The organism is Acidimicrobiales bacterium (assembly GCA_035533095.1).
Lineage (GTDB): Bacteria > Actinomycetota > Acidimicrobiia > Acidimicrobiales > Palsa-688 > DATLUM01.
The window spans coordinates 23,900-39,397 of sequence record DATLUM010000075.1; the positions used below are offsets into that span (position 1 = coordinate 23,900).

The window sequence follows — 15,498 nt, forward strand, 5'->3', positions numbered from 1 at the left end:
GACACGAGGCCCCGTGGTGCAGTTCGAACCTGAGCGCAAGCGCGCCCGTGTGATCGGCGTCGGCCTCATCGGAGGGTCGATTGGAGCAGGTCTGCGCCGCCGCGGCTGGCACGTCACCGGCTTCGACATCGATCCCACCCGGGCGGCGAGGGCGCTCGAGATCGGCGTGGTCGATGCGATCGGCGACGATCCCGACGCTCTCGTCACCTTCGTGGCCACACCCGCAGGCGCCGTGGCCGAAGCCGCTCGCAAGGCCCTCGGACGGGGGGCCATAGTCACGGACGTCGCGGGTATCAAGGGACCGATCCTCGAGCAGATCACCGATCCCCGCTTCGTGGGGGGTCACCCGATGGCCGGCTCCGAGCAGGCCGGGGTCGACGGAGCCGACCCGGATATGTTCGAGGGCGCCACCTGGGTGCTCACGCCTACAACCCACACCGATCCCGGCGCGTACGCAACGGTACGGTCCGTCGCCGGCGCCCTCGGTGCCAACGTCGTCGAGTTGCCCGCCGCACGCCACGACGACCTGGTTGCGATGGTTTCCCACGTGCCTCACCTGACGGCGGCGACCCTCATGAACCTCGTGTCCGACACAGCGCTGGAGCACGCGACCCTTCTCCGGCTCGCAGCCGGAGGCTTCCGTGACATGACCAGGATCGCGGCCGGCGAACCGCGGATCTGGCCGGATCTGGTGGTCGAGAACCGGCAGGGCATCCTCGAAGTCCTGGACCGGCTGATCGCCGCGCTCGGCGACGTACGGGATGTGGTGGCGTCGCGGGACCGGGACTTGATGCTGAAGTTCCTCGAGCGCGCGCGAGAAGCACGCGTCAACCTTCCAGCCAAGGTTGCAGCCGTCGGCGGCGAGACGTCGGAGATCAGGGTTCCCGTTCCCGACCGGCCGGGCGTCATCGCCGAGGTGACGACGCTCCTCGGCGAGATGGGGGTCAACATCTACGACTTGGAGATCGCCCACAGCGCCGAGGGCGAACGGGGCGTTCTCGTGCTCATCGTCGACACCAACGCGACGGAACGGGTGCGTTCGGCGCTCCACCTCCGTGACTACCGCTGCTCGATACGTCCGGTGGGGCCATGAACGTCTTCACCGCCACGCCTTCGGCGAACGGGGTTCGGGGGACACCTCTGGTTCCGGGGGACAAGTCCATCTCCCACAGGTGCGTGTTGCTCGCCGCCAGGGCCGAAGGCACGTCCACGATCCGCGGACTTTCGTCTGGAGACGACGTGGCACGGACCCTCCGCGCGGCCGAGTTCTTCGGAGCAGGTGTGCGCGCGATCGTGCCTGCGGCAACGGGAGCTCCGTCGGTGGAGATAGACGGTGGGACCGGCCGCCTGCACGAGCCGGTCGCCGTGGTCGACGTGGGCAACTCCGGGACCTGTATCCGCTTGATCGCAGGGTGGGCGAGCGGCGTCGACGGGCTGACCGTCCTCGCCGGCGACGAATCGATCGCTGGACGCCCGATGGGAAGGGTCGTGGAACCGCTGAGGGAGATGGGCGCCCGGATCGACGGGCGGTCGGGCGGGTCGCTACCACCGCTCGTGATACGGGGAGGCTCACTTCATGGCATCGACTACCGGCTGCCGGTGCCGAGTGCCCAGGTCAAAGGAGCGCTCCTGCTCGCCGGTATCTCCGCTGAGGGGGCGACGACCGTGAGGGAGGAGGTCGGCACCAGGACCCACACCGAGGAACTGCTCGCGCTGGCCGGAGCCGACCTCGACGTCACACCTGGCGCGGTGACCGTCCGCCGCTCCAAGCTCACCCCTTTCGAGGTCACCGTTCCGGCAGACCCTTCACAGGCCGCCTTCTGGGTAGTGGCCGCGTGTGTGACTCCCGGAAGCGACGTGACCCTCCCCAACGTCTACGTTGGCCCGGCCCGCGCCGGCTTCCTGGACGTCTTGCGCCGGATGGGGGCCGACATCGAGCTCGCCGAGGAGGACCCGACCGCGTCGACGGCGACGATCAGGGCGCGCCACAGCGCTCTGCGGGCGACCGAGGTGGGCGGCGACGAGGTGCCGGCCCTCATCGACGAGATCCCGGTGCTGGCCGTCGCCGCCGCGTACGCGGAGGGCACCACCACGTTCTCCGGGGCTGCGGAACTGCGGGTGAAGGAAACGGACAGGGTAGAAACGATGGTCGCGGCGCTGCGGGCCATCGGTGCGAACGTCGAGCCGCTGCCCGACGGGCTCGTCGTCGACGGTCGCGGTGGCAACCCTCTCGACGGCGGACGGGTGCAGTCGGCTGGCGACCACAGGGTTGCGATGTCGTTGGCCGTCGCAGCTCTGGCATCCAAGGATCCGGTCATCGTCGACGGGTGGAACGCGGTAGCCACCAGCTACCCGGGTTTCGAGGACGAGTACCAGCGGTGCACCTGAGAAACTGTCGCAAGACTCCTGTGAGGAGAAGGACGTCGTCTTGCGCCAGATCCTGATCGCCATCGACGGGCCGGCAGGTTCGGGCAAGTCGACCGTCGCGCGTGCGGTCGCCTCGAGGCTGCGGCTCGACTATCTCGACACCGGCGCCATGTACCGGGCGGTCGCGTTCGCGGCCATCACGCGAGACATCGACCCCGCCGACTCGGAGGCCGTCGCGCGCCTGGCCAAGGAGATCGACCTTCAGGTGGACGGCGCTGTACGGGTGGACGGAGTCGACGCCACCGTCGAGATACGCGGGCCGGAGGTGACCAGGACCGTCAGCACCGTCGCCGCCAACCCCGCTGTTCGCCAGGAGATGGTTGCACGCCAGCGGGCGTGGGCTGATGCGCACGGCGGCGGCGTTGTCGAGGGTCGTGACATCGGCACGGTGGTGTTCCCGGACGCGAATTTGAAGATCTACCTGACCGCCGCGGACAGCGAGAGAGCGCACCGCCGCAGCAAGGAGTTGCTCGAGTTGCACTACGACCAGGTGGCCGCCGACATGGCGCGGCGCGATCGCGTCGACTCCACGAGAAGGGCCTCGCCTCTGGCGGTAGCGGACGACGCGGTCGTGCTCGACACCACCGGAGTCGACGTCGACGAAGTCATAGCCAAGGTCCTGGAGCTCGCCTCGAGGAGCGGGGCGGATGCCTGAGGCCCACACCGGGGAGAAGAGCCCGGCTGCCCAGACACGGATTTCGAGGGTGTCGCTTGCGTGGTACGCGTTCGCGAGAGGCGTCGTCGAGCTCGTATGCCGCCTCTACTGGCGTGTAGAGATACGGGGTCGGGAGAACGTGCCGCGGTCGGGGCCGTTCGTGATCGCTCCCGTGCACCGTTCGAACATCGACACCCTGCTCGCAGGCTGCCTCACGCGGCGCCGGATTCGCTTTATGGGCAAGGACAGCCTGTGGAAGTACCGCTGGTCGGGGACCCTTTTCAGCTCGCTCGGGGCCTTCCCGGTGCACAGGGGCACTCCGGACCGTGAGGCTCTTCGCAGGAGCGAGGAGGCACTGCGCGGGGGAGAGCCGGTCGTGCTCTTTCCCGAAGGCACCCGGCAGTCCGGACCGAAGATCCAGCCCCTGTTCGAAGGAGCTTCCTTCGTCGCCGCTCGCACCGGCGTGCCGATAATTCCGGTGGGTATTGGCGGCAGCGAATGGGCGATGCCCAAGGGCAGCAAGCGGATCCTTCCCGTGAAGGTCGTGATGGTCGTCGGCGCACCTATCCAGGCACCCGAGCGCCAACAAGGGGGGCGTGTGTCGCGCAGGTCGGTGAGCGAGGTGTCTGAGAAGCTGTACTCCACCCTGCAGGACCTCTTCGACGAGGCCCTACAGGCGGCCGGCCGGAGTTAGCTCCGCAACGCGACCGACGCAGACATCTCGCGGTCGTCGGGCAGGGGAGCCCCGCCGGCGGTGGGGTCCGCCCCGGGCGCGAGGCCGGCGACAGCGGCGGCAGCCGAGAGGTTCCTGACCGCGTCGCGCAGTTCCCTGGGCAACGGGAAGTACTCGTCCTCGTCGACTGCCCGCACCTGCTCGGTCCCATCGCGGGGCGCAAGCCGGCCAACGACAGCTTCGACGACTTCCTCCGGAGCGGACGCGCCGGCGATGACGCCGACGGTTCCCGACAGGTCATCGGGAAGTTCGGCGGGGCCGTTGACGCGCAGGACCCGCGGGCATCCGGCGGCCGAGGCCGTCCTCTCGAGAGCCCGCGTGTTGGAGGAGTTCTCCGAGCCGATGACGATGACGGCGTTGCACCTGGAGGCGATCGCCTTGAGGGCCGTCTGGCGGTTCGTGGTGGCGAAGCACAGGTCGGACGTGCCGGGCACCCACAGGTCCGGCCAACGACTGCGCGCCGCGTCCAGCAGCGCCTTCCACTCGTCGACGGCGAGGGTGGTCTGGGCGAGGAAGGCGACCGGACCCTCGGGGTCGGGGAGGGCTTCCAGCTCCTCGAGGGTCTCGAGACGATGCACCGCGTCAGGAGCCACGGCCGCCGTCCCGATCGCCTCCTGGTGGCCCTCGTGGCCCACGTAGACGATGGAGTATCCCTTGCCGGCTCGCACCTTGACCTCGTGGTGCACCTTCTTGACGAGGGGGCACACCGCGTTCACGACGGCCCCGCCGCGTTCCTTCGCCGCCGCGACTACCTCAGGGGGCGACCCGTGAGCGGAAAGCATCAGTGGTGCACCTTCCGGCACCTCCGAAACGTCGTCCACGAAGACGACCCCCATCTCCTTGAAGCGGTCCACGACGACCTTGTTGTGGACGATCTCGTGGTAGCAGTACACGGGCGGCTCGAAGACCCGGGTCATCCACGCCAGCGACTTGATGGCCATCTCCACGCCGGCGCAGAAGCCCCTCGGGGAGGCCAGCAGAACCTTGTCGACATCCACTCCGAGCAGGCTACCGGCACGGCTGGTGGAGGGCCGAGCGCCTATCGGCGGGCGTGGCGCCTATCCTTGAACGGCCATGTCCATGCCCCGTGTGGTGGCGGTGACCCCCGGGTCTCCTGCCGCCCGGGCTGGCCTCCAAGCCGGTGACGAGATCGCGGCGATGGACGGCCAGCTCCCCCGCGACATCATCGAGTACCAGCTGATCGCCGATCAGGCGCGCCTGGACCTCGATATCCGCAGAGGGGGTCTGGAGCTCTCCCTGACCTTGGAGCGCGAGACGGCCGAACCGCTCGGGATCGAGGTGGACGCAGCCCTGTTCGACCGGGTGCGCACCTGCGACAACCACTGCGAGTTCTGCTTCATCCACCAGCTCCCCAAGGGAATGCGCAAGAGCCTGTACACCCGCGACGACGACTACCGCTTGTCGTTTTTGTACGGAAATTTCACGACCCTCACGCGGTTCACCGAGTCCGATCTCGAAAGGGTGGTCACGGAGGGTTTGTCGCCGTTGTGGGTGAGCATCCACGCGACCGACCCCGGGGTCCGCGCCCGGATGTTGCGCAACCCGCGCGGTGCGATGAGCCTGAGGTGGCTCAGGGCGCTGCTCGACAACGGCATCGAAGTCCACGGCCAGGTCGTGGTCTGCCCGGGAATCAACGACGCCGCCATCCTCGACGACACCCTCGCCGGCGTCCTCGACCGCTTTCCCGAGATCGCGAGCGTGGCCTGCGTACCGCTCGGGGTCAGCCGTTTCAACTCGGAAGCAGCGATGCGACCGCATACCGAGAGTGAGGCTGCGGTGGTCGTCGATCTCGTCGAGGCCTGGCAGGACACCTTTCTGATCGCACTCGGGCGCCGGCTCGTCTACGCCGCAGACGAGTACTACCTGCTGGCCGGCCGGCCCTTTCCCGCCCTCGAGACGTACGGGGAGGTGGCACAACACGAGAACGGCGTCGGGATGGCCGCCGCTTTCGAGGCGCGCTATCGCGGTCGAAGCGGCGCCCCGGCTGGCGGCCCGGGCGGGTTCTTCCAGTCGGTGGACGGTGCGCCTGCGGCGGGATACCGGGCGCCCCGGGCCGGAACGGTCACCGTCAGGCCTCGCCGGGACGCTCCGGTCACCGTGATCACCGGAACGTACGGCGAGAGGGTGCTGCGCCCGCTTCTGCAAGGCGGCGTGCAAGTCATGGCGGTCGAGAACCGCTTCTTCGGCGGTAACACGGCGGTCGCCGGCCTGCTGACGGGAGCCGACGTGACCGCCGCCCTGGCGGGGGCCTCCCCCCTCAGGCGCTACCTGCTGCCCGACGTCTGCCTGTCCGGCGGGCGCTTCCTCGACGGCTTCGCAGTCGAAGACCTTCCGCTGCCGGTGGAGGTCATCCCCGCGGACGGCGCAGCTCTGCGCCAAGCGTTGCTCGTCCCGGCACCGTCATGAGAAAAGACGCGGCCGTCGCGCCGGAACGCCGGTCGCGGCCCCTCGTCGCAGTGGTGGGCCGCCCGAACGTCGGCAAGAGCACCCTCGTCAATCGCATCGTCGGCCGGCGCGAAGCGATCGTCGAGGAAAGGCCGGGGGTCACCAGAGACCGCAAGTTCCTGGAGGCGGAGTGGGCCGGCCGCGAGTTCACGATCGTGGACACCGGCGGATGGCTGGATTCGAAAGACACCCTCGAAGGCCAGGTGAGCGCACAGTCGGAACGAGCGATACGTGCAGCCGACGTGGTCGTGATGGTGGCCGACGCGACGGTGGGCATCACCGAGGACGACGCCAAGGTGGCCGCAATGCTGCGACGGTCCGGGCGCCCGCTGGTGTTGGTTGCGAACAAGGTCGACGGCGACAGCAGGGATGCCGACGCGTGGATGTTCGCACGTCTGGGACTCGGTGACCCTTTCCCGGTCAGCGCGCTCCACGGTCGCGGGACCGGCGAGCTTCTCGACGCAATCGTGGAGAGGTTCCCGGCCGACCTGGATGCCGCCGAGGAAGTCGGGGAAGCGAGCACGCAGCCGTCGGTAGCGATCGTGGGGCGGCCCAACGTCGGCAAGTCGACGTTGTTCAACCGGCTGATAGGTGACGAGCGTTCGGTTGTCCACGACGAGCCGGGGACCACACGCGACAGCGTCGATACGGTTGTGTCGACACCGTCGGGCGCGATCCGCTTCGTCGACACCGCAGGAATGCGCCGGCGTGGCAAGGAGGCTTCCGGAGCCGAGTACTACTCGCTTGTACGCGCCCTCCAGGCTCTCGATCGGGCCCAGTCCGCTCTTCTGGTCATCGACGCGACCGACGGGGTGACAAAACAGGACCAGCGCCTGGCTGAGCGCGTCGACGCCTCGGGGAGCTCGGTCGTCGTGTTGCTCAACAAGTGGGAGATGCTCGACGCCGAAGCCCGCAGCCGCGTCCTCGCCGAGGTCGAGGACCGCCTCGGTTTCCTCGCCTACGCACCCGTGCTCAAGGTGAGCGCGCGTACGGGTCTAGGTGTGCACAAACTGCTGCCGGCGCTCGAGGCAGCCATCGACGCTTCCGGCAAGCGAGTCGCGACGGGAGAGCTGAACCGACTCATCACCCTGGCGCAAGCAGAACACCGTTCACCTGGGGGGAGGATCCTCTACGCGACGCAGGGCGCCACGGACCCTCCCACGTTCACCCTCTTCGCCACGCGGCCGCTTCCCGCCCCTTACCTGCGCTACATCGAGAGGCGGCTTCGTGAGCATTTCGGCTTCGGGCCGACACCTCTCGTGTTCCGGGTACGCCGAAGGGCCGGCTGACCTGCTGCGACGCGAACCTCTTTAGGCGCCTATCGGGAGATACCGGTCGTCGAGTAGCGTTTCGCCTATGTTCACCCAGCCGTGGCTGGCCGCCGCGGCAGTGTTCTGCGCCATCGCCGCAATCTTGTGGGGTAGGGCAGCAGCCCGTCTGGCGCGCGCTGCACGCCGCATCGAAGCCGAGACCGCGTCCTCGTCGCACGGGCGGGATGCCACCGAATTGGCACGCTCGGCATTCGACAAGGACCTGCACACCGCCATCCTCTACGGCATCCTCGCCGTGGCCCTCGCGGTCGCTTCGCTGTCGAGGGACATCTGGTACGAGGTACCGCTCCTCGCCGTGAGCATCCCGGTGGTGGTGTCGATCCGGTTTGCACCGCGCTTCTTCGACGAGGCGAGGCTCGCGGAGAACCGGGCCATGCTGGAACGGCGCGCGGAGGAGGTCCTCGCGCAGGACCAGCTCGCCCCGCGCAGGTGGGCCGACCGGCTCGCCCCCGAGAGCCTGCCTCATATCGAGGGATTCGATCTCGGGCGGGTGTACGAGCCCGGTACCGGCATGATGGCCGGCGACTTCTACGACGTGCTCGCGACCGGGCCGAGCCGGATGGCGGTCCTGATCGGCGACGTCGCGGGCCACGGGATCGAGCCGTCCATCACCGCCTTCCAGGTCAAGTACCTGCTGAGAACCTTCCTGCGCCAGTACCGCGACCCCGCTCAAGCCCTCGAAGAGCTCAACAAGCTGATGTCCACGGGAAGCAGACCCGAGGACCTGGTGTCTGTCTGCGTGGTCGTCTTCGACGTCGAGGCGGGGACCCTCCGCCACGCGTCGGCCGGACACCCCCCCGCATGGCTGTGGCACGACTCGGAGATGCGCTCGCTCCCCGCGACCGGTCCTCTGCTCACCCTCGATCCGCAGGCCGCGTACTTCTCGCGTGAGCTGAACCTGATGAGCGGCGATCTTCTGGTGCTGTACACGGACGGCCTCACGGAGGCCCGCTCGGGCGGCCAGATATTCGGTGAGGATCGAATAGCGGGGCTTGTGCGGCGCGACCCGGGCCAGGACACGACCATCTTGTGCAAGACCCTGCTCGAGGCCGCCCGAGATTTCTCCTCAGAGCCGTTGAGCGACGACGTAGCGATCCTGGCCGTCCGCAAGGTCTGACCCACGCGGCCAGCCCGGACGGGCCCGGCGGTACCGTGGGGTACCGGTGCCCTGGTGCGACGACTGCAGCAAGTTCTGGGACGACCGGAGCGTCGTGGACGCATCGGGGAGTTGCCCTACCTGCGGACGCGTTCTCGCGCCTGCGCGCAAAGGTGTGCCATGGCATTTCAAGCTGATGCTCGTCGCTCTGGCCGTGTACATGGTGTACCGGATCTACTGGCTGGTGGAGTGGCTACCCAAGCACATCTGAGGCTCCTACCCGCGGCGTACGTAGCGGCGGAGTACTAGGGTCGTATTCCCAACCGGGCGGTGGCGCAGTTTGGTAGCGCACCAGACTGGGGGTCTGGGGGCCGCGGGTTCAAGTCCCGCCCGCCCGACGCAAGAGGGCCCCGGGGTTCCCCCGGGGCCCATGTCTCTCACGCCCGCATGGGGCGGCTAAGTCTGCTACCAGGCGGGGCGGTACGCGCCGCGACCCATGGCCGAGCTGGTCTCGTAGTCGATCTCGTCGTCGATGCTGCCGAAGACCTCGGTCACCCAGTCGAGCCGCTCCTTGAGTATGCGCTCGACACCCGCCTGAAGAGTCGTCGAGCTGATGGCGCACGACGAGCACGAACCTTGCAACTGGACCTCGATGACACCAGAGTCGACGTCGGCGCTGACCAGAACCAGATCGCCGCCGTCCGCCTGGACCGCGGGGCGGATCAAGTCGATCAGCTCGTTGAGGTCGGCCAGTCTCTGTGCTCGTTCGTCGTCAGTCAGCATTCGCTCATTACCTCCATACCCATTCTGGCAGGAAGGCCGCCGGAACCGGCAGCCGGTACCCTGCGCCGGTGACCGAGGCCCCAGTTGCGACCGTGACGCGTCGCAAGCGGGCCCGCTGGGTCCCGGGCCTGATCGCGTTGGCTGCGTTGCTCGCGATCGGAATCGTGTTCGGCGCCGGCGGTGACCTCTCCCACCCGCCGCCGAAAACGCTTTCCGGTAGCGACGTCGCCGCACAACTGGCGACAGGGCTGCAGGCGCTCCGCTCGACCTCGTCGCCGCCAAGCGTCGTCTGCCCCGAGCACGAGCCCGTGAGAACAGGTCTCAGGTTCCAATGCCACTTCGACCAGGGCAAGCCGATCGACGTCGTAGAGATCGACGACCGAGGTCACCTGCGGTGGTCGCTGCCCTCACCGAGTCCCACCGCCTGAGCCGGCCCGTCCCCGGCCGCCGGCGCGACGCCGTTGCACTTTACCTGGGCTGCCGCGCTTGGCCGTTGTCCCCTCCATCACGGCCCGGACCCTGTCCATCGACGCCGACAGGTCGGCCCTGAAACACTGGAGCGCCGCGATCTTGGAGTCGACCGTCTCGGTGAGATCCTCCCGCACCTTCAGCGCCTGACGCAGCAGCAGCGCCCGGCGGGCGGACCCCTCCGACGCTGCGTCGTATTCCGCCCTGATCGCGGCCAACCGGTCGTCGCTTGCGAGCACGGCGCGGATCTCGTCGAGGTTGAAGCCGAGCAACGCCTGCAGTTCCCGGATGCGCCGCACGCGCGTCAGGTCGCCTTCGGAGTACCGCCGGAGCCCTCCTGGGGTGGAAGCTGTAGGCGTCAGAAGACCGATCTGCTGGTAGTAGCGCAGCGCTCTCTCGGAAACGCCGCATTGGGCGGCCGCCTTGGCTATACCGACGAGCTTCCCCTCCGGCTGCGGCCGCGACGTGGAAGACCTTTTCACGGCGCCCCACCACCCGCCCTCACCTCGACCCCGGTCACCTCGGCGACCGCAGCCATGCCTTCGGCGACTTCGTCGGCCAGAGGCTCTCGCTCGTGGAAGTAGACGCCTCCTCGTAGCAGCGATGCGATAGCCGCAAGGATGGTGATGCCCGCCGCGAAGAAGAGAGCCAGATGCAATCCGGTGGCAAACGGTGACGAGATGAGTCGAGGGAAGAACTCGCGGCCGGTCAGGTAAGCGGCCTTGGAGTGGGGGAGAGAGGCGAGCACGCCCGAATGCCCGAGCTCGATCTGGATGGCGTTGTAGCCGAGGAACGCGGCGAAGAGAGTGCCGATGGGCGGCAACCCTGCGACCGCCCGGGCAGCTCCGCTCGGGACGCCCTGAGCGACGAGTCCGCTGTATAGATGTCCCGGCAGGGTCGCTGCGAGACCGAGGGTGATCACGGTGAAGAACGCGCCCATCGACAGCACCTGAGCCGAGTTCTGGAAGGTGGTGAGCATGCCGGCTCCGGCACCCCTCTGCTCGGGAGGAAGGCTGTTCATCACGCCTGCCTGGTTCGGGGAGAAGAACATGCCGGCACCGAGCGCCCACACCAGGATGAGCGCGGCGAACGCCGGGTACGCGAAGTCGATGGGCAAGGTGTTCATCAACAGAAACGCCCCGGCGCTGATCGCCAGACCCGCCGTCGCGAACGGCCTGGCTCCGAAACGGTCCGAGAGGATCCCCGAGATAGGCCCGGAGACGAGGAAGCCGACCGTCATCGGGATCATATAGATGCCCGCCCACAACGGCGTCTCGGCGAAGCTGTAGCCGTGGAGGGGCAGCCAGATCCCCTGTAGCCAGATGATGAGAACGAACTGGAGGCCACCTCGGCCCGTAGCCCCCAGCGCGCCGGCGATGTTGCCGGCGGTGAAGGCCCGTATACGGAACAGCCTCGGCCGGAACATCGGGTCCGCCACCCTGAACTCCACCCAGACGAACACGGCGAGCAGCACCAACCCGGCGACGATCGTCGCGATGACGAACGGGTTGGTCCAACCCATCGTGTGATGGCCGTACGGCTGGATCGAGTACACGATGCCCACCAGAAGCGAGATCAGGCCGAGAGCGAAGGTGATGTTGCCCGCCCAGTCGATGCGCGATGGCGTCCGTACCCCGTTGTCGTGGAGCTTGAGATATGCCCAGATGGTCGCGAAGAGACCAACTGGCACCGAAACGAGGAATACGAGGCGCCACTCGATGGGGGCGAGGACACCGCCGAGTATCAACCCGATGAACGATCCGCTGACAGCCGCGATCCCGTTGATGCCCATTGCCATGCCCCGCTCGTGGGGTGGGAACGCGTCAGTCAGGATCGCGTTCGAGTTGGCGAAGAGAAGGGAAGCACCGACGCCCTGGAAGACCCGCATGACGATCAGCCATATGGCAGCCGCCGTCCCGGTCATCCACGTGACGGACAGCAGCACGGAGAACACGGTGAACACGGCGAACCCGAGGTTGTACATGCGAACCCGGCCGTACATGTCGCCGACCCGACCGAAGCTCACGACCAGTACGGCGGTGACGAGCATGAAGCCCATCAGCAGCCAAAGGAGAAACGACGTGTTCGCGGGGTTGAGGGGATCGAGGTGGATGCCTCGGAAGATGTTCGGCAGCGAGATCAAGAGGATCGATTGGTTGATCGTCGCCATGAGCACGCCAAGCGTCGTGTTCGAGAGCGCGACCCACTTGTAGCGAGGTCCGGGAACCCGGTCGCCGCCATCGCCTCGCTGGATCATGACGGAACAACTCTAACGTCAACGTCAGAGTCTGCTGGCATGGCCGGGGCGTTCCGCTCGCTCCGACGGAGAAGGGCTCAGGCCGATCCGGGCCCGCCGGGCGCCGTAGAATCCGCCATATGACCGAGGAAGCGGCGAATGGTGAAGACCGCATCCTCACCGTTCCGAATCTCATAACCCTGGTCAGGCTCTTGTGCATCCCGGTGTTCGTGCTGCTGCTACTGCGGCCTCACCACGCCGGCTGGTATCCCGCCGCTCTGCTCCTCGGAGGACTGGGTGTCAGCGACGGTGTGGACGGTTACGTGGCTCGTCACTTCAACCAGATCTCCACCCTCGGAAAGGTTCTCGATCCCGTCGCCGACAGGCTCCTGCTCGGAGTCGGGGCAGTGTCGATCATCGCCGTCGGTGCCGTACCCGTGTGGGTGGCCGTCGTGGCCCTGGCGCGGGAGGCTCTTGTCGCCGGCGGATTCCTCTACGTGGCCGCGGCGGGAGGGCGCCGCATGGACGTGCAATGGGCCGGCAAGGCGGGGACGTTCGCTCTCATGTGCGCCTTGCCTCTGTTCCTTGGCGGCCACGCCAACGACGACTGGCATTCGATAGCCGAGGCTCTCGCCTGGGTGTCCACCGTCCCGGCCCTGGTTTTCGGCTGGTACGCGGCGTTCACCTACGTACCAAAGGCCCGCGAGGCCATCGCCGAGAGCCGGCACGAGCGCGCAGCCCAACTCGAAGGTGCCGCGGAGTCCCTGCGGTGAAGGCGGTCATCATGGCCGGTGGCGAAGGGACACGGCTCAGACCCCTCACGTCGAACCAGCCCAAACCCATGATGGCGGTGGCGAACCGGCCGATGATGGAGCACGTCGTGGAGCTCCTGAAGAAGCACGGTTTCCATGACATCGTCGTGACGGTCGCGTTCCAGGCCAACGCCATCCGGACCTACTTCGGGGACGGTTCGGAGTTCGGGGTCCGGATGGTCTACGCCACCGAGGAGAACCCGCTCGGGACGGCGGGTTCGGTCCGCAACGCCATGGAGGAGCTGACGGAGACATTCCTCGTCATCTCCGGCGACGTCGTCACCGACATCGACCTGCGAGCGATCGTGAAGTTTCACGCGGAGAAGAAGGCGCTCGCGACCATCGGCTTGAAGGCGATGGACAACCCCCTCGAGTTCGGCATCGTCATCACCCGGGAAGACGGCTCCATAGAGCGCTTCCTGGAGAAACCGACGTGGGGGCAGGTCTTCTCCGACACGATCAACACCGGCATATACGTGCTTCAGCCGGAGATCTTCGACTACATCGAACCGGACAAACCGGTTGATTTCTCCTCTGAGGTCTTCCCGAGGCTGCTGGACGACGGCATGCCGGTGTTCGGTTACGTAGCCGAGGGCTACTGGGAGGACGTGGGGACCCTCGACGCCTACATCAAGGTTCACCAGGACGTGCTCGACGCCCAGGTCGCGCTCGACATCCCGGGGTTCCGGATGGGGGAGGGCATCTGGCTCGGAGAGGGGTCGGAGGTCGACCCGGCGGCTGTCGTCGACGGCCCCGCCATCATCGGGGACTACTGCCGGGTGGAGGCCGGCGCACGCCTCGCTGAGTACAGCGTGCTCGGATCCAACGTGCGCGTCGGAGCGGATGCGTTCGTGGAGCGCTCCGTCGTGCACGACAACGTTTACCTGGGACCGGGAGTGCGCCTGCGCGGAGCGGTCGTCGGCAGGTCGAGCGACCTGAGGCGCGGCGCCCGGCTCGAAGAAGGGGTGGTCCTGGGCGAAGAATGCTTCGTGGGCGACCACGCGGTCATCAACCCAGGCGTGAAGGTCTACCCGTTCAAAACAGTCGAGCACGGTGCGATCGTCAACTCGTCGATCGTCTGGGAGTCCCGGGGCGCCCGGAACCTGTTCGGGAGGCTCGGCGTGGCCGGCCTCGCGAACGTCGACATCTCCCCGGAGCTGGCCGTCCGTCTCGCGATGGCGTACGGGACGACGATGAAGAAGGGCTCCACGGTCGTGGCGTCCCGTGACACGAGCCGAGCGGCCCGAGTCCTGAAGCGAGCGATGATGGTCGGCCTCAACGCTTCGGGGGTGGACGTGGCGGACCTCGAAGTGGCCACCATCCCGGTCACTCGTTTCGGCGTGCGCATCGAAGGGGGAACGGGCGGTTTCACCGTCCGTCTCGCACCCGACGACCCGCAGTCAGTGGTCATACGCTTCTTCGACGCGGGCGGCATCGACATCTCGGAGACGGCCCAGAAGAAGATCGAACGGCTCTTCTACCGCGAGGACTACCGGCGGTCCCTGGCAGGCGAGATCGGCGACCTTCGGTTCCCTGTCAGAACGGCTGAGTTCTACACGGCGGTCCTGATGGAGAACATCGATGTCGATGCCGTCAGGGCCGCCCGTTTCAAGGTCGTGCTCGATTACGCGTACGGAGCCGCGAGTTTCGTGATGCCCAACGTCTTGTCGAAGCTCGGAGCCGAGGTGCTGTCGGTCAACCCTTACGCGTCGACCCGGCAGTCCCTCAGCTTCGACCGGTGGGAGCACGCCGCGAAGGTGTCCGAGTTGGTGCGAGCATCCGGGGCGCATCTCGGCGCCGTCATCGACACCGACGGCGAGCACATCACCTTCGTGGACGACAACGGACACGTCCTCACCGACGACCAGGGGTTGATGGCGCTGCTCCGCCTGGTCCTCGACGACGCCGACCGCAGGGGAGGTACGCCGCCGTCTGTCGCGCTGCCGGTATCGGTGGGCCGGGCCGTCGAGGCGATGTGCGAGGAGGCCAACGCGACCTTGCTGTGGGCCAAGCTGTCGACCCCGCATCTCATGGAGCTGGCCTCCGCGCCGGGGGTGCGTTTCGCGGCGAGCCAGGAAGGCGGCTACATCTTCCCCGGATTCCTCCCCGCCTACGACGCCGTGGCAGCGCTCGTCGAGACCCTGACCCTCCTGGCGTCGTGCGGCCGGCGAATGTCCGAGATCGTGGCGAGGCTCCCGGTGGTGAGGGTCGCCCACGAGGCCGTGGTGACGCCCTGGGACAAGAAGGGCCTCGTCATGCGGATGGTCATGGAGTGGGCGAAGGACCGCGACGTGACACTCGTCGATGGGGTGAAGGTGCTCCACAACGACGGCTGGGCGCTCGTCTTCCCCGACACCGAAGAACCCTTGACTCACGTGTGGGCAGAGGCGTCCACCGACTCCGACGCCAGGGCGCGTGCGCAGGAGTACGCCCGCCGCATACGGAATCTCCTCCGCTCGTGAAGGGGATGCTCCGGGCGACGAGCCGTTGG

15 protein-coding genes and 1 tRNA gene are annotated in these 15,498 nt (G+C 67.6%); 12 read left to right on the forward strand and 4 right to left on the reverse strand.

Annotation, left to right across the window (positions count from 1 at the left end; all coding sequences use genetic code 11):
- The first annotated feature begins 16 nt into the window (after nucleotides 1-16).
- From VNF71_09800 to VNF71_09815, 4 genes are read left to right on the forward strand one after another with little or no spacing between them, the layout of a single operon-like run.
- Nucleotides 17-1,093, forward strand: coding sequence for a prephenate dehydrogenase (locus tag VNF71_09800; protein ID HVA74842.1), 1,077 nt, complete (start codon nucleotides 17-19; stop codon nucleotides 1,091-1,093).
- Nucleotides 1,090-2,388 carry a 3-phosphoshikimate 1-carboxyvinyltransferase gene (gene aroA / locus VNF71_09805; GenBank protein ID HVA74843.1) on the forward strand — a complete coding sequence of 433 codons (1,299 nt, stop codon included), beginning with the start codon at nucleotides 1,090-1,092 and terminating at the stop codon, nucleotides 2,386-2,388. Before VNF71_09800 ends, aroA begins: the two co-directional genes overlap by 4 nt.
- 40 nt (nucleotides 2,389-2,428) lie before the next feature.
- Complete coding sequence (gene cmk / locus VNF71_09810) at nucleotides 2,429-3,082, forward strand: (d)CMP kinase (protein ID HVA74844.1); 654 nt, start codon at nucleotides 2,429-2,431, stop codon at nucleotides 3,080-3,082.
- Nucleotides 3,075-3,776: a lysophospholipid acyltransferase family protein gene (locus tag VNF71_09815; protein HVA74845.1), complete on the forward strand. Its 702-nt coding sequence runs from the start codon at nucleotides 3,075-3,077 to the stop codon at nucleotides 3,774-3,776. Before cmk ends, VNF71_09815 begins: the two co-directional genes overlap by 8 nt.
- Here VNF71_09815 and ispH read toward each other — a convergent pair.
- Nucleotides 3,773-4,813 carry a 4-hydroxy-3-methylbut-2-enyl diphosphate reductase gene (ispH, locus tag VNF71_09820; GenBank protein ID HVA74846.1) on the reverse strand — a complete coding sequence of 347 codons (1,041 nt, stop codon included), beginning with the start codon at nucleotides 4,811-4,813 and terminating at the stop codon, nucleotides 3,773-3,775. The two genes, VNF71_09815 and ispH, sit on opposite strands and share 4 nt — an antisense overlap.
- Before the next feature lie 76 nt (nucleotides 4,814-4,889).
- Here ispH and VNF71_09825 point away from each other — a divergent pair, with 76 nt between their 5' ends.
- The 5 genes from VNF71_09825 to VNF71_09845 all read left to right on the forward strand — a co-directional run bounded on the left by VNF71_09825 (nucleotide 4,890) and on the right by VNF71_09845 (nucleotide 9,106).
- Nucleotides 4,890-6,242 (forward strand): DUF512 domain-containing protein, encoded by a 1,353-nt coding sequence (locus VNF71_09825; GenBank protein HVA74847.1) that lies wholly within the window; start codon nucleotides 4,890-4,892, stop codon nucleotides 6,240-6,242.
- Nucleotides 6,239-7,570, forward strand: a complete 1,332-nt coding sequence (gene der / locus VNF71_09830; GenBank protein ID HVA74848.1) for a ribosome biogenesis GTPase Der — start codon at nucleotides 6,239-6,241, stop codon at nucleotides 7,568-7,570. Before VNF71_09825 ends, der begins: the two co-directional genes overlap by 4 nt.
- Nucleotides 7,571-7,637: 67 nt before the next feature.
- Nucleotides 7,638-8,729: a PP2C family protein-serine/threonine phosphatase gene (locus VNF71_09835; protein HVA74849.1), complete on the forward strand. Its 1,092-nt coding sequence runs from the start codon at nucleotides 7,638-7,640 to the stop codon at nucleotides 8,727-8,729.
- A gap of 46 nt (nucleotides 8,730-8,775) precedes the next feature.
- On the forward strand, nucleotides 8,776-8,979 hold the full coding sequence (locus tag VNF71_09840) for a hypothetical protein (GenBank protein ID HVA74850.1): 204 nt from the start codon (nucleotides 8,776-8,778) through the stop codon (nucleotides 8,977-8,979).
- Nucleotides 8,980-9,032: 53 nt separating this feature from the next.
- Nucleotides 9,033-9,106, forward strand: a tRNA-Pro gene (locus VNF71_09845).
- Between the two features lie 67 nt (nucleotides 9,107-9,173).
- Here VNF71_09845 and VNF71_09850 read toward each other — a convergent pair.
- Nucleotides 9,174-9,491 (reverse strand): NifU family protein, encoded by a 318-nt coding sequence (locus VNF71_09850; protein ID HVA74851.1) that lies wholly within the window; start codon nucleotides 9,489-9,491, stop codon nucleotides 9,174-9,176.
- Between the two features lie 68 nt (nucleotides 9,492-9,559).
- On the opposite strand from VNF71_09850, the gene VNF71_09855 reads away from it, so the two are divergent.
- Nucleotides 9,560-9,919 carry a hypothetical protein gene (locus tag VNF71_09855; GenBank protein HVA74852.1) on the forward strand — a complete coding sequence of 120 codons (360 nt, stop codon included), beginning with the start codon at nucleotides 9,560-9,562 and terminating at the stop codon, nucleotides 9,917-9,919.
- On the opposite strand, the gene VNF71_09860 is transcribed toward VNF71_09855, so the two are convergent.
- Both VNF71_09860 and VNF71_09865 read right to left on the reverse strand, forming a co-directional pair.
- On the reverse strand, nucleotides 9,899-10,441 hold the full coding sequence (locus VNF71_09860) for a MerR family transcriptional regulator (GenBank protein ID HVA74853.1): 543 nt from the start codon (nucleotides 10,439-10,441) through the stop codon (nucleotides 9,899-9,901). The two genes, VNF71_09855 and VNF71_09860, sit on opposite strands and share 21 nt — an antisense overlap.
- The gene (locus VNF71_09865; protein HVA74854.1) at nucleotides 10,438-12,216 is read right to left on the reverse strand and encodes an MFS transporter; all 1,779 of its coding nucleotides are present in this window, start codon (nucleotides 12,214-12,216) and stop codon (nucleotides 10,438-10,440) included. The genes VNF71_09860 and VNF71_09865 overlap by 4 nt, the downstream gene beginning before the upstream one ends.
- Nucleotides 12,217-12,335: 119 nt before the next feature.
- Here VNF71_09865 and VNF71_09870 point away from each other — a divergent pair, with 119 nt between their 5' ends.
- Both VNF71_09870 and VNF71_09875 read left to right on the forward strand, forming a co-directional pair.
- Nucleotides 12,336-12,968, forward strand: coding sequence for a CDP-alcohol phosphatidyltransferase family protein (locus tag VNF71_09870; GenBank protein HVA74855.1), 633 nt, complete (start codon nucleotides 12,336-12,338; stop codon nucleotides 12,966-12,968).
- A gap of 11 nt (nucleotides 12,969-12,979) precedes the next feature.
- A complete protein-coding gene (locus VNF71_09875; GenBank protein ID HVA74856.1) occupies nucleotides 12,980-15,469 on the forward strand; it encodes a sugar phosphate nucleotidyltransferase in 2,490 nt (829 codons plus the stop codon).
- The last annotated feature ends 29 nt before the right edge of the window (nucleotides 15,470-15,498 follow it).

Excerpts from the sequence above, each read along its gene's own strand:
- VNF71_09825 (HVA74847.1), top strand. The coding sequence starts at position 4,890 with ATGTCCATGCCCCGTGTGGTGGCGGTGACCCCCGGGTCTCCTGCCGCC.
- der (HVA74848.1), top strand. The coding sequence starts at position 6,239 with ATGAGAAAAGACGCGGCCGTCGCGCCGGAACGCCGGTCGCGGCCCCTC.
- aroA (HVA74843.1), top strand. The coding sequence starts at position 1,090 with ATGAACGTCTTCACCGCCACGCCTTCGGCGAACGGGGTTCGGGGGACA.
- VNF71_09870 (HVA74855.1), top strand. The coding sequence starts at position 12,336 with ATGACCGAGGAAGCGGCGAATGGTGAAGACCGCATCCTCACCGTTCCG.
- VNF71_09815 (HVA74845.1), top strand. The coding sequence starts at position 3,075 with ATGCCTGAGGCCCACACCGGGGAGAAGAGCCCGGCTGCCCAGACACGG.
- VNF71_09865 (HVA74854.1), bottom strand. The coding sequence starts at position 12,216 with ATGATCCAGCGAGGCGATGGCGGCGACCGGGTTCCCGGACCTCGCTAC.
- VNF71_09835 (HVA74849.1), top strand. The coding sequence starts at position 7,638 with ATGTTCACCCAGCCGTGGCTGGCCGCCGCGGCAGTGTTCTGCGCCATC.
- VNF71_09850 (HVA74851.1), bottom strand. The coding sequence starts at position 9,491 with ATGCTGACTGACGACGAACGAGCACAGAGACTGGCCGACCTCAACGAG.
- VNF71_09875 (HVA74856.1), top strand. The coding sequence starts at position 12,980 with ATGGCCGGTGGCGAAGGGACACGGCTCAGACCCCTCACGTCGAACCAG.